At 59.3% G+C, this 11,980-nt stretch carries 12 protein-coding genes and 1 pseudogene; 6 read left to right on the top strand and 7 right to left on the bottom strand.

Annotated features, from left to right (window positions below):
- Positions 1 to 56: 56 nt before the first annotated feature.
- Both trmA and LAB08_RS26515 read right to left on the bottom strand, forming a co-directional pair.
- Positions 57 to 1,136: a tRNA (uridine(54)-C5)-methyltransferase TrmA gene (gene trmA, locus LAB08_RS26520; protein WP_096515006.1), complete on the bottom strand. Its 1,080-nt coding sequence runs from the start codon at positions 1,134 to 1,136 to the stop codon at positions 57 to 59.
- On the bottom strand, positions 1,133 to 2,428 hold the full coding sequence (locus LAB08_RS26515) for an NCS2 family permease (protein ID WP_096515008.1): 1,296 nt from the start codon (positions 2,426 to 2,428) through the stop codon (positions 1,133 to 1,135). Before LAB08_RS26515 ends, trmA begins: the two co-directional genes overlap by 4 nt.
- A 218-nt stretch (positions 2,429 to 2,646) precedes the next feature.
- Between LAB08_RS26515 and LAB08_RS26510 the strand changes: the two genes are divergently transcribed.
- Entirely contained in the window at positions 2,647 to 3,084 is a 438-nt protein-coding gene (locus LAB08_RS26510) for a DUF4879 domain-containing protein (RefSeq protein ID WP_096515010.1), read from the top strand.
- Positions 3,085 to 3,151: 67 nt separating this feature from the next.
- Positions 3,152 to 3,703 (top strand): DJ-1 family glyoxalase III, encoded by a 552-nt coding sequence (locus LAB08_RS26505; protein WP_096515012.1) that lies wholly within the window; start codon positions 3,152 to 3,154, stop codon positions 3,701 to 3,703.
- Positions 3,704 to 3,709: 6 nt separating this feature from the next.
- Here LAB08_RS26505 and LAB08_RS26500 read toward each other — a convergent pair whose 3' ends face one another.
- The 3 genes and pseudogenes from LAB08_RS26500 to LAB08_RS26490 form a co-directional block, all read right to left on the bottom strand.
- The gene (locus LAB08_RS26500; protein ID WP_096515014.1) at positions 3,710 to 3,997 is read right to left on the bottom strand and encodes a HigA family addiction module antitoxin; all 288 of its coding nucleotides are present in this window, start codon (positions 3,995 to 3,997) and stop codon (positions 3,710 to 3,712) included.
- A 13-nt stretch (positions 3,998 to 4,010) separates the two neighbouring features.
- Positions 4,011 to 4,288, bottom strand: a pseudogene (locus tag LAB08_RS26495) (type II toxin-antitoxin system RelE/ParE family toxin).
- Between the two features lie 85 nt (positions 4,289 to 4,373).
- Positions 4,374 to 5,615: an MFS transporter gene (locus tag LAB08_RS26490; protein ID WP_096515016.1), complete on the bottom strand. Its 1,242-nt coding sequence runs from the start codon at positions 5,613 to 5,615 to the stop codon at positions 4,374 to 4,376.
- Positions 5,616 to 6,097: 482 nt separating this feature from the next.
- Between LAB08_RS26490 and LAB08_RS26485 the strand changes: the two genes are divergently transcribed.
- The 3 genes from LAB08_RS26485 (at position 6,098) to LAB08_RS26475 (ending at position 8,780) form a co-directional block, all read left to right on the top strand.
- Positions 6,098 to 7,522 carry a cytochrome ubiquinol oxidase subunit I gene (locus tag LAB08_RS26485; protein WP_096515018.1) on the top strand — a complete coding sequence of 475 codons (1,425 nt, stop codon included), beginning with the start codon at positions 6,098 to 6,100 and terminating at the stop codon, positions 7,520 to 7,522.
- A 2-nt stretch (positions 7,523 to 7,524) separates the two neighbouring features.
- A complete protein-coding gene (gene cydB, locus LAB08_RS26480; RefSeq protein WP_096515020.1) occupies positions 7,525 to 8,532 on the top strand; it encodes a cytochrome d ubiquinol oxidase subunit II in 1,008 nt (335 codons plus the stop codon).
- Between the two features lie 80 nt (positions 8,533 to 8,612).
- Positions 8,613 to 8,780 (top strand): DUF2474 domain-containing protein, encoded by a 168-nt coding sequence (locus LAB08_RS26475; RefSeq protein WP_096515022.1) that lies wholly within the window; start codon positions 8,613 to 8,615, stop codon positions 8,778 to 8,780.
- A gap of 77 nt (positions 8,781 to 8,857) precedes the next feature.
- On the opposite strand, the gene LAB08_RS26470 is transcribed toward LAB08_RS26475, so the two are convergent.
- Positions 8,858 to 9,982, bottom strand: a complete 1,125-nt coding sequence (locus LAB08_RS26470; protein ID WP_096515024.1) for a methyltransferase — start codon at positions 9,980 to 9,982, stop codon at positions 8,858 to 8,860.
- Between the two features lie 163 nt (positions 9,983 to 10,145).
- Positions 10,146 to 10,877: a helix-turn-helix transcriptional regulator gene (locus tag LAB08_RS26465; protein ID WP_096515026.1), complete on the bottom strand. Its 732-nt coding sequence runs from the start codon at positions 10,875 to 10,877 to the stop codon at positions 10,146 to 10,148.
- Between the two features lie 324 nt (positions 10,878 to 11,201).
- On the opposite strand from LAB08_RS26465, the gene LAB08_RS26460 reads away from it, so the two are divergent.
- Positions 11,202 to 11,978, top strand: a complete 777-nt coding sequence (locus tag LAB08_RS26460) for a ferredoxin--NADP reductase (RefSeq protein ID WP_096515028.1) — start codon at positions 11,202 to 11,204, stop codon at positions 11,976 to 11,978.
- Positions 11,979 to 11,980 lie beyond the last annotated feature (2 nt).

The following is an 11,980-nucleotide window of genomic DNA, read 5'->3' as shown; positions in this document are numbered from 1 at the left end:
CGCTGAAAACAAAAAAGCCGTCGTGATGACGGCTTTTTTGTGGGTGATGTCTGCAATCACCGCCGGGTCAACAACACCCCGGATTCCATGTGATGCGTCCACGGGAACTGGTCGAACATCGCGCATTGGGTAATGCGGTGGGTGTCGTGCAGTTGGGCGATGTTGGCCGCCAGGGTTTCCGGGTTGCAGGAGATATAGAGAATGTTGTCGAAACGTCGGGTCAGTTCGCAGGTGTCCGGGTCCATGCCGGCGCGGGGCGGGTCGACGAAGACGCTACCGAACTCGTAGCTTTTCAGGTCAATGCCGTGCAGGCGACGGAACGGACGAACTTCGTTCAACGCTTCGGTCAGTTCTTCGGCGGACAGTCGCACCAGGGTGACGTTATCCACAGCGTTTTCGCTGAGGTTGCTCAGCGCAGCATTGACCGAGGTCTTGCTGATCTCGGTGGCCAGCACCTTGCGCACGCGGGTGGCCAGCGGCAGGGTGAAGTTGCCATTGCCGCAGTACAGTTCCAGCAAGTCGTCGGTACGATCACCGAGTGCGTCGAATGCCCAGTTGAGCATCTTCTGGTTCACTGTACCGTTGGGCTGGGTAAACGCGCCTTCGGGTTGGCGATAGCTGAAGGTGCGACCGCCGACTTCCAGTTGCTCGACCACGTAATCGCGGCCAATGACTTCGCGTTTGCCCTTTGAACGGCCGATGATGCTGACGTTGAGGTCGGCTGCCAGTTTCGTGGCCGCCGCGTGCCAGTGCTCGTCCAGCGGGCGGTGATAGCACAAGGTGATCATCGCATCGCCGGCCAGGGTGGTCAGGAACTCCACCTGGAACAGCTTGTGGCTCAGGGCCGAACTGGCCTGCCATGCCGCTTTGAGCTGCGGCATCAACTGATTGATGCGCAGGCTGGCGATCGGGAACTCTTCGATCAGGATTGGCGTACGTTTGTCTTCCTGGGAAAACATCGCGTAATGGCGTTCGCCTGCTTCGCGCCACAGGCGGAATTCGGCGCGCAGGCGGAAATTCTGTAGCGGCGAGTCGAAGACGACCGGCTCCGGCGCATCGAAGGGGGCCAGCAGGTCACGCAAACGCGTGACCTTGTCTTCGAGCTGTAGGGCGTAGGCCTGGGAATCAAAAGTCATGCGTTGAACCAACCCAGCTTGATCACGAACAGAATCGACAGAATCACCAGCGCCGGGTTCAGCTCACGGCCGCGACCGGACATTAGCTTGATGGCGGTCCAGGAAATGAAACCGAAGGCAATGCCATTGGCGATGGAGTAAGTGAATGGCATTGCCAGCGCGGTGATCACCACGGGCGCGGCAACAGTGATGTCGTCCCAGTCTATTTCGGCCAGCCCGGATGTCATCAGCACGGCGACGAACAGCAGGGCCGGTGCGGTGGCGAAGGCTGGAACGCTGGCGGCCAGTGGCGAGAAGAACAGTGCCAGCAGGAACAGAATCGCCACGACTATGGCGGTCAGGCCGGTACGGCCACCGGCACTCACGCCAGCAGCGGATTCGATATAGCTGGTGGTGGTCGAGGTGCCCAGCAGGGAACCGGCCATCGCAGCGGTGCTGTCGGCGATCAGGGCGCGGCCCATTTTCGGCATGTGGCCGTCCTTGCCCATCAGGCCGGCGCGCTTGGCAACGCCGATCAGGGTGCCGGAGTTGTCGAACAGGTCGACGAACAGGAAGGCGAAAATCACGCTGACCAGACCGATGTCCAGCGCGCCTTTGATATCCAGTTGCAGGAAGGTCGGCGCCAGCGAAGGCGGCATCGACATCACGCCGCCGAACGGGGAGAAGCCCATGACGATGGAAACGATGGTCACCACCAGAATGCCGATCAGCACCGCACCACGCACGGCGAGGGCTTCGAGGGCAACGATCAGGGCGAAACCGAGGGTTGCGAGGATCGGAGCCGGTTGCTTCAGGTCGCCCAGGCCGACCATGGTTGCCGGGTTGCTGACCACGATGCCTGCGTTGTGCAGGGCAATCAGCGCCAGGAACAGGCCGATACCGGCGGCGATTGCCGAACGCAGCGGTAGAGGGATGCTGTTGATGATCCACTCACGGATGCGGAAGATCGACAGCAGGAAGAAGCACACGGCCGAAATGAACACCGCACCCAGCGCCACTTGCCAGGTGTGGCCCATGTGCAGCACCACGGTGTAGGTGAAGAAGGCGTTCAGGCCCATGCCCGGTGCGAGGGCGATCGGGTAGTTGGCGATCAGGCCCATCACCGTGGAGCCGATGGCCGCTGCCAGACAGGTGGCGACGAACACGGCGCCCTTGTCCATACCGGTTTCGCCGAGGATGCTCGGGTTGACGAACAGAATGTAGGCCATGGCCAAAAAGGTCGTGACGCCCGCCAGAATCTCGGTGCGTACGTTGGTGTTGTGTGCCTTGAGTTGAAACAGCCTTTCCAGCATGTCTGCTCCCCGTGGCGCGCCGGGCGCCGTGAATGTATCGACCTCAACAGCAAAGCACAGACCGCTGCAGGCGCCTGGGAATTTACTGTGGGTCGGAAAAAGCCGCGCATCATACCAGCCGCGTGGGTTTATGGCTGCTTATGGCAGTGAACGTCGTCGATGTTTTGCGTTTAACCTGAGTCAGCCATACTGCGCGCTGGTTTTTTTTGGGGGGTTGCATGAAAAAGTGTCTATTGATCTTGATTGCCATGGTCCTGGGGGCACAAACCGCCTCGGCGGCCTCGGCACCGCCGCTGACCCAACTGAAAGTGCTCAAGGTCGAGTCGCCGGGCTGTGGTTTTGAAACCATTGAAGAAGGGCAGACACAGACCCGCTGCAATCACAGTGGCGCGAACATCAGGGTTTTCGTGCTGGAAGTGGGCTACGGTGGCAGCCAGCCCCATGTCGCGCTGGATGGTTTCGAGGTGAACGGAAGCCGCACGCCGGTCTGCGCCTACGATAACGGCAACCTCACCGATTGCGTCGCGGGTCGAAAAACGGTCGGCAACCTGTACGTTTTCGATCTGGCCGGCAAGCAGGAAGGCACGTTCACCTTCAGCAACACGTCGATCAATGCACCGGGCAACACGATGTCGACGCAGCTTTACATCAAGTAAGGACGGCCCTCGAACAAGGGTAAGGAAAGCTGACTACGCTTTAAGGATCATTCCATGGATTGCATTCATGACCTTTAGAGCCCTGATTACCCTCGCCGAGGGCATCGATGACCTGCAAGCCGTGACCCTGGTCGATGTGCTGCGCCGCGCCAAGGTGGAAGTGGTGGTGGCGAGCATCGAAGGACGGCGCATGCTCACCTGCGCCCGCGGAACCCGCCTCACCACCGATGCGATGCTGGTGGACTTGCTGGCCCAGCCCTTCGACCTGATCGTCCTGCCTGGCGGTGCCGTGGGGGCGCAACACCTGGCGGCCCATCAACCCCTGCAACAACTGATCAAGGACCAGGCCGCGGCCGGTCGCCTGTTCGCGGGCATCGCCGAGGCTCCGGCGCTGGCGCTGCAAAGCTACGGCGTGCTGCGTCAGCGGCGCATGACGTGCCTGCCTTCGGCCAGTCATCAGCTGTCGGGCTGTAACTTCGTCGATCAACCCGTGGTGGTCGATGGCAACTGCATCACTGCCCAGGGTTCGGGTGCCGCGCTGGCATTTGCCCTGACCCTGGTGGAACAGTTGTGCGGCCAAGCCACGCGGACGGCGGTGGCGGCAGAGTTGGTCGTTTAAGACACGTTATGCGTGGGCAGCGATGGGGGTGATGACCGGTTGCTCGCGTCGCTCCGCTTGCCATAGATCGTAGTCGGTCTGGACCCCCAACCATACGCGAGCCTTGCCAATTCCCGCACGCTCAAGACGAACCGCCAGGTCCGGACTGATGGGGGCATGCCCGTGCAATACGCGTGACAGATGAGGGCGCGCAAACCCGAGATGCCGGGCTAATTCAGCGATGCTGATGCCCAGATCAGGTAATACATCCATCAACAGTGTTTCGCCGGGATGCGGCGGGTTGTGCATGGGCATGTCCTGCCTCCTGTCAGTGGTAGTCCAGATAGTCGACCAGTTCTATATCCGAGCCGATAAAGCGAAAAATCCCCCGCCAGTTTCCCGAAACACTCAGTGACCAATAGTTGTTCAAATCACCTCTGAGCGGATGCAGGCGCCATCCCGGAAGGTCGAGGTCGCCAGGTACCGATGCGCGATCCATGAACTGCAGCATTCGAGACAGACGCTTTGCGTGGTCTGCCCGTATCCCGCGAGTCGAACCGGTTTCAAGAAGCCCCGAAGGCCTTTGTGCTGAAAGGATTTGATCATGCCGCTGAGTGTAAGGCGATACATTACACTCTAGGCGGTATCTATGTATCGCACTTGATCGGCAAATCTGTGATGGGCAAGTGCTTCAGACCTTCGCCTCTTCTTGCACCGGCACATGCATTCGATCGCGCCGGGCCAGGGTCGGGAACAGTTTGATCCAGGTGCCGGTCACCACCAGCGTCCCGATGCCGCCCATGACCACTGCCGGCACGGTGCCGAACCAGTGGGCCGTCAGCCCGGATTCGAATTCACCCAGCTGGTTCGAGGCGCCGATGAACAGACCATTGACCGCGCTGACACGGCCGCGCATTTCGTCCGGGGTTTCCAGTTGCACGAAAGAGGCACGGATCACCATGCTGATCATGTCGGCCGCGCCCAATACCACCAGCACGGCCAGCGAGAACCAGAACGAGGTCGACAGACCGAAGGCGATGGTCGCCACGCCGAATACGCCCACCGCGGTGAACATCACCCGTCCGACATTGCGTTCCACGGCAAACCTCGCCAGGAACAACGACATCAACAGCGCCCCCACCGCCGGCGCCGAGCGCAGCAAGCCAAGTCCCCACGGGCCGGTGAGCAGAATGTCCTTGGCGAAGACGGGCAGCAGCGCCGTCGCGCCACCGAGCAGGACCGCGAACAGGTCCAGGGAGATCGCACCGAGAATGTCCGGCCTGCTGCGAATGAAGCGAATCCCGGCCAACAGCGAATCCAGCGTGGCCTTGCCCTTGTTCAAAGGTGTCTGGCGAGCCGGCAGATTGAGCATCAGGGTGCAGGCAATGAGGTAGAGGATCACCGTCGGACCATAGACCCACACGCTGCCGAAAGCGTAGAGCAGACCGCCCAGGGCCGGGGCGACGATGGTCGCTGATTGCTGGGCCGATTGCGCGGCGGCCACGGCACGAGGGAACAGGGCGCTGGGCACAATGCTCGGCAGCAAGGCCTGGGTGGTCGGCATTTCGAAGGAGCGGGCGGCGCCCAGCAGGAAAGCGAGGATGAAGATCATTTCCCGGGTGACATGGTCGGTCGCGCTGCCGATGGCCAGCGACAGGGCGATCAGCGCTTGCAAGGACTGGCAGATCGCCGCGACCTTGCGCCGGTCGTAGCGGTCCGCGACGTGCCCGGTGTGCAGCATGAACAGGACACGTGGGGCGAACTCCACCAACCCTACCAGGCCCAGGTCGAGCACATTGCCGGTCAGTTGGTAGAGGTTCCAGCCGATGGCCACGGTGAGCATCTGAAAGCCACTGGCGGTAAAAATCCGGGCCAGCCAGAACGCGAGGAAAGGACGGTGGTGACGTAACAGCAAAGGCTCTTGGCTGGGCATTTGAGGCGAGTCTGGGGGAGAGGAAGGGTGAGGTTATCACCAACCTGTAACAGGAAGTTGCGGTGCCGGAAAATTTCGTTAGCCAGACATCGATTGCCGCAACGAGACAAATCCTGTGGAAGCGAGCCTGCTCGCGAAGGCGGAGTGTCAGTCGACATCAGCGATGGACGTGCCGACCTCTTCGCGAGCAGGCTCGCTCCCACAGGGAGATGTGTTTCTGCCTGTTACCCCAACCATGAGGCAACTTGTCACGCGGCAAAAGACCACGCGGTTCATCCCCGGAAATGGGACTACTCTTTCAACGTTACTTGATCCAGATCAATCCCCTCAAAGGATCTGATCCGGCGGCCGCAAGGCCAGATTCCCTGCGTAGCGATGCGTGTAAAAAAAGAACAAATAGAGATTCGCCACACTTCATACCCGTGGGGGCCGTGGGTGCAGGCTTCCGGCCAGCAGCCGTATTACCTGACAGAGGAAGACTTATGTTCGGTTTAGAGGCACTTGATCTCGCCCGAATTCAGTTCGCGTTCACCATCTCGTTCCACATCCTGTTCCCTGCCATCACCATTGGCCTGGCGAGTTACCTGGCGGTACTCGAAGGTTTGTGGCTGAAAACACACAACGACACCTACCGCGACCTCTACCATTTCTGGTCGAAGATCTTTGCCGTCAACTTCGGCATGGGCGTGGTCTCGGGGTTGGTCATGGCCTATCAGTTCGGTACCAACTGGAGTCGCTTCTCGGACTTCGCCGGGTCCGTGACCGGGCCATTGCTGACGTACGAAGTCCTCACGGCTTTCTTCCTTGAAGCCGGTTTCCTCGGTGTGATGCTGTTCGGCTGGAACAAGGTCGGGCGCGGCTTGCACTTTTTCGCCACCGTCATGGTCGCCATCGGCACATTGATCTCGACCTTCTGGATTCTCGCCTCCAACAGCTGGATGCAGACGCCGCAGGGCTTTGAGATCGTCAATGGCCAGGTCATTCCAACCGACTGGCTGGCGGTGATCTTCAACCCGTCGTTCCCCTATCGCCTGATGCACATGGCCACCGCGGCGTTCGTCGCGACCGCCTTCTTCGTCGGCGCCTCGGCGGCCTGGCATTTGCTGCGCGGCAAGGACAACCCGGCGATCCGCAAGATGCTCTCGATGGCGATGTGGATGGCGCTGATCGTCGCGCCGATTCAGGCGGTCATCGGTGACTTCCACGGCCTCAACACGCTCGAACATCAGCCGGCGAAAATCGCCGCGATCGAGGGCCATTGGGAGAACAAGGGTAACGAGGCGACCCCGCTGATCCTGTTCGGCTGGCCGGACATGAAAGAAGAGCGGACCAAATTTGCCGTCGAGATACCGTACCTGGGCAGTCTGATCCTGACTCACTCCCTGGATAAACAGGTGCCGGCGCTCAAGGAATTTCCGCCGCAAGACCGACCTAATTCGACCATCGTGTTCTGGTCGTTCCGGGTCATGGTCGGCCTGGGCTTCCTGATGATCTTCACCGGTCTGTGGAGCCTCTGGCTGCGCAAACGCAACACGCTCTATACCTCGCGGCCGTTCCTGCACCTGGCATTGTGGATGGGGCCGTCCGGCCTGATCGCGATTCTTGCCGGCTGGTTCACCACTGAAATCGGCCGCCAGCCGTGGGTGGTCTACGGTCTGATGCGCACGGCGGATGCGTCCTCCCACCATAGTTTCATGCAGATGAGCATCACCCTGATCCTCTTTGTCGTGGTGTATTTCGCGCTGTTCGGTGCCGGTCTGGGCTACATGATGCGCCTGGTACGCAAAGGGCCGAAGATCGACGAAGGCAAGGAAACCAACGACGGAGGTCCCGGCCAGAAGCGCACACCGGCGCGTCCGCTGTCCGCTGCCGACGATGAGCACCACACCCTGACCAAGGAGATTTGAACATGGGTATTGATCTTCCGCTGATCTGGGCCGTGATCATCATCTTCGGCATCATGATGTACGTGGTCATGGACGGCTTTGACCTCGGCATCGGCATTCTCTTCCCGTTCATACCGGGCAAGAGTGACCGCGACGTAATGATGAACACCGTTGCGCCAGTCTGGGACGGCAACGAAACCTGGCTGGTACTGGGGGGGGCGGCGTTGTTCGGTGCTTTCCCGCTGGCCTATTCGGTGGTGCTCTCGGCGTTGTACCTGCCGCTGATTTTCATGCTGATCGGGCTGATTTTTCGCGGCGTAGCGTTCGAGTTCCGCTTCAAGGCGCGGGACGATAAACGCCATCTCTGGGACAAGGCATTCATTGGCGGCTCGCTAGCTGCAACCTTCTTCCAGGGGGTGGCGCTGGGCGCTTTCATTGATGGCCTGCCGGTCGTCGATCGTCAGTTCGCCGGTGGTTCCCTGGATTGGTTGACGCCCTTCACGATGTTCTGCGGCGCCGCGTTGGTAGTGGCCTATGCGCTGCTTGGCTGCACCTGGTTGATCATGAAGACCGAAGGCAAATTGCAGGAACAGATGCATGATCTTGCGCGGCCATTGGCGTTCGTGTTGCTGGCGGTGATCGGTATCGTCAGCATCTGGACGCCGCTAGCTCACGTCGAAATTGCCGAGCGCTGGTTCACCCTGCCCAACCTGTTCTGGTTCCTGCCGGTGCCGATTCTGGTGCTGGTGACCCTGTACGGTCTGATTCGCGCGGTGGCCCGCAATGCGCACTACACGCCATTCCTGCTGACGCTGGTACTGATCTTCCTCGGCTACAGCGGTTTGGGGATCAGCCTGTGGCCGAATATCGTGCCGCCGTCGATCTCGATCTGGGATGCCGCCGCACCACCGCAGAGCCAGGGCTTCATGTTGGTGGGCACGCTGTTCATCATCCCGTTCATCCTGGGCTACACCTTCTGGAGCTACTACGTGTTCCGCGGCAAGGTCACCCACGAAGACGGTTACCACTAGGGCGCGTATCAAACCTGTAGGAGCAAAGCTTGCTCGCGATGGCGTCTTCACAGGCGCCTTCTTCCTCGGAGTATTTAGCAATGACCGGCAAACATTCCCTGCACGACATTGAAGAAGCCGAAAAAAAGCCGCTGTGGCAGCGGCTTGGCTGGCTGGCCCTGATCTGGGTTGGCAGCGTCGGTGCGTTGTTCGTCGTGGCCAGCTTGATGCGCATGTTCATGAACGCCGCAGGCCTGACCACTCACTGAAAAACGACATCCCGTCCCGTCGCCTTCAGGCGCGGATTGATGACCCTCCGGCTGGAGGGTTTTTTTTTGCGAACCCGTTACTTGCGAGCCTTGAGAATGACGAACTTCGGCGTAGCTGCCACTTGCTCGACACCGCGGAACAAACGCGCCAGTTTGCTGTGGTAACCCAGGTGACGATTGCCGACGATGTACAGCGCACCCCCCACCACCAGGGCCTCCCGGGCTTGCTGGAACATCCGCCAGGCGAGGAAATCGCCGACAACCTGTTGCTGGTGAAACGGTGGATTGCACAACACCACGTCCAGCGATTGAGGATCCTGCCCGGCCAGGCCATCACCGGCACGCACGATGACGTCGCGGTCACCCAGTGCCGCGCGCCAGTTTTCGGCGGCCGACTGTACCGCCATGAACGATTCGTCCACCAGCGTGTAATGGGCTTCGGGGTTGTGCAGGGCGCTGGCGATGGCCAGCACGCCATTACCGCATCCGAGGTCGGCAACCCGTGCCGTGCCGAGGTTTTTCGGCAAATGCGGCAAAAACGCCCGCGTGCCGATATCCAGGCCTTCGCGACAGAAGACGTTGGCGTGGTTGAGCAGTTCGATGGCCGGGGTATCGAGGCGATAACGGGTCGGGTAGGGCGACGTGGCCGGTGCCTTGGCTTCAACCGTGGCAATCAGCAACCGGGCTTTCTTCACCGCCAATGACGCCTGCACCGGGCCGATGTAGCGCTCCAGCAGATCACCCGCGGCGCGTGGCAAATGCTTGATCATCGCTCCCGCAACCACTTGAGCGCCGGGAGCCAACTGACCTTGCAGGCGGATCAATTGCTCTTCCAGTAACGCCAGGGTCTTCGGCACCCGTACCAGCACCTGGTCAAACGGCCCTGTCGGTATTTCGCTGGCGGGTATGGCCGGCACCGCATCAAACGCCTGGCCATTGCGGGTCAGGTTCTTTTCCAGGCCCTGGAAGGCCAGGAACGAGTCGCCACTACTGATCACCTTGACCTTGCCGGCCAGACTGGCGGCCAATGCGCCGAAACTGTCGTTCAGCACCAGTACTCGTGTGTCGACCGAGGGCTTCTGTTCGGCCAGGTGATTGAGCAGGTACTCGTCTGCCGCATCAAAGGCTTGCAGCGGCTCGTTCTGCTGTTCGGGCTGGCGGATCAGGTCAAGGCTGGCGAAAGGTGTTTCGAGCAAAGGCATGGGGCGGGGCTCTGGGTAATCAACGGGTATCCCGTGCCCAGGGGCGTCCTGGCGGGCGGGGCCGTCCGAGTGGACTGCGTCGTGGACAACCCACACGTCATCACTCAGGAGGGACCGCGAATGGTACGTTTTTTTGTGTCGGATTACTCGCAGGTTTTTCGGCTCAGCGCATCGCGTTGCTATTGAGATAGCCGGCCTTCACGGCGGCGATGACGGCAGAAACCTTGTTATTGACCCCGAGTTTGCGGATGGCTTCCTGTACATGGAAATTGATCGTGCGGGCACTGAGGTTGAGAATCCGGGCGCTTTCATAAGCGGTCTTGCCGGCTGCCGCCAGCTTCAGTACGTCGATTTCCCGTGGCGATAAATGTGGTGTAGACGATTTGGCCGGTTCCTTGGGCAGTGTTTGCAGGACCAGTTTATGCAAGTGACGGCCAATGAACACGGAGAACCCCAGATTTTCATAGAGCTCCCACGGACTGATCGGGCAATGGCTTCTGGCCAGGCTCAGAATGCTGCAGAAGCCGCTATTGTCGTCGTGAACGGCTTGTGACCAACCATACTGTATTCCTTGCTGCTCAAGTGTCGTCCAAATCCACGGAACTTCACAGAAAAGCTCTTCACTCCAAAGAATGGGTAGCATAGATTGATTGCAATGAGCCACTACCGGGTCGAGGGAGCCGTACTTCCTTTTTTCGTATTCGGTGTTCCAGTATTGTGGGTAATTGTTGAACCGCACCGTATGGAAGTGCTCAGTTTTTGTTGGGCAAGTCGTTGAAAAAGCGAAAAATTTAAACCCGATATTTTTCACGAAGTTCAATGATATTCGGTAAGCGGTCTCCAGTTCGGTAGCAGAGGATATTTGTTTAAGTTGAGACTCCTTCCATTTTTCCATCATGAGGCTCCACAGTCGTGATAGCTTGAGGGTGCAGATTGGATCCAGACGGTCAGTGAGAAAGGGAGTGTAGGATGTTTCCGATACATAGGTTGAGAATTTTTTAATTCATTAACGTCTTTTATGAAAGTTTATGGTTCTAACCGTGATACATCGCTATGCAGTTAAATTGAATGACAGTGTTAATCTTATTTTGAACTGAACAGTTAACGCTTGTAGCAAGTTAGTGAGAATCGGACTGTTTGCCAAAGACACTACAAAGCGTCGGTGTTTATCGGGTTCGCTTTGCGAGACACTGCGGTTATCTGTTGAATGGAGCCCGCCATGACTGCCAGCGAAGAGAAATTTACCCGCCAGACTTTGCTCGACGTCCAGCCATTGACCCCGAACCTGTTCACCCTGCGCGCCACCAGGGATCCGGGCTTTCGTTTTCGTGCAGGGCAATTTGCCCGGTTGGGCGTGACAAAAGCCGATGGCAGTACCGTATGGCGTGCTTATTCCATGGTGTCGTCGCCCTTTGACGAGTTTCTCGAGTTCTTTTCCATTGTCGTGCCGGGAGGCGAGTTCACCAGTGAACTGAGTCGGCTAGGCGTGGGCGATACACTGCTGGTTGACCGCCAGGCCTTCGGTTACCTGACGCTCGATCGTTTTGCCGAGGGGCGTGATCTGTGGTTGTTATCCACCGGTACTGGCCTGGCGCCGTTTCTGTCGATTCTCCAGGACTTCGAGGTGTGGGAGAAGTTCGAGCGAATCATCCTGGTCTACAGCGTGCGCGAATCCCGGGAGTTGGCCTATCAGAGGCTCATAGCGGAGCTCGGGCAGCGTGAATACCTTGCGGAATTCGCGCACAAGTTGCAGCTCATCAACACGGTCACTCGCGAGCAACATCCCGGTGCGCTGAATGGCCGGATCACCACGCTGATCGAAAATGGTGAGCTGGAGCGGGCTGCCGGGGTGGCGATGACACCCGAGCACTCGCGAGTCATGCTGTGCGGTAACCCGCAGATGATCGATGACACACGCAAATTGCTCAAACAGCGTGACATGCACTTGAGCCTGAGCCGGCGACCCGGTCAGGTGGCGGTGGAAAACTTCTGGTAAGA

The organism is Pseudomonas izuensis (assembly GCF_002356535.2).
Taxonomy (GTDB): Bacteria; Pseudomonadota; Gammaproteobacteria; order Pseudomonadales; family Pseudomonadaceae; genus Aquipseudomonas; species Aquipseudomonas izuensis.
This window is presented reverse-complemented; position numbering and strand designations above follow the sequence as displayed.

Coding starts and splice junctions, on each gene's coding strand:
- trmA (WP_096515006.1), bottom strand. CDS start 1,136: ATGACTTTTGATTCCCAGGCCTACGCCCTACAGCTCGAAGACAAGGTC.
- LAB08_RS26515 (WP_096515008.1), bottom strand. CDS start 2,428: ATGCTGGAAAGGCTGTTTCAACTCAAGGCACACAACACCAACGTACGC.
- LAB08_RS26510 (WP_096515010.1), top strand. CDS start 2,647: ATGAAAAAGTGTCTATTGATCTTGATTGCCATGGTCCTGGGGGCACAA.
- LAB08_RS26505 (WP_096515012.1), top strand. CDS start 3,152: ATGACCTTTAGAGCCCTGATTACCCTCGCCGAGGGCATCGATGACCTG.
- LAB08_RS26500 (WP_096515014.1), bottom strand. CDS start 3,997: ATGCCCATGCACAACCCGCCGCATCCCGGCGAAACACTGTTGATGGAT.
- LAB08_RS26490 (WP_096515016.1), bottom strand. CDS start 5,615: ATGCCCAGCCAAGAGCCTTTGCTGTTACGTCACCACCGTCCTTTCCTC.
- LAB08_RS26485 (WP_096515018.1), top strand. CDS start 6,098: ATGTTCGGTTTAGAGGCACTTGATCTCGCCCGAATTCAGTTCGCGTTC.
- cydB (WP_096515020.1), top strand. CDS start 7,525: ATGGGTATTGATCTTCCGCTGATCTGGGCCGTGATCATCATCTTCGGC.
- LAB08_RS26475 (WP_096515022.1), top strand. CDS start 8,613: ATGACCGGCAAACATTCCCTGCACGACATTGAAGAAGCCGAAAAAAAG.
- LAB08_RS26470 (WP_096515024.1), bottom strand. CDS start 9,982: ATGCCTTTGCTCGAAACACCTTTCGCCAGCCTTGACCTGATCCGCCAG.
- LAB08_RS26465 (WP_096515026.1), bottom strand. CDS start 10,877: ATGGAAAAATGGAAGGAGTCTCAACTTAAACAAATATCCTCTGCTACC.
- LAB08_RS26460 (WP_096515028.1), top strand. CDS start 11,202: ATGACTGCCAGCGAAGAGAAATTTACCCGCCAGACTTTGCTCGACGTC.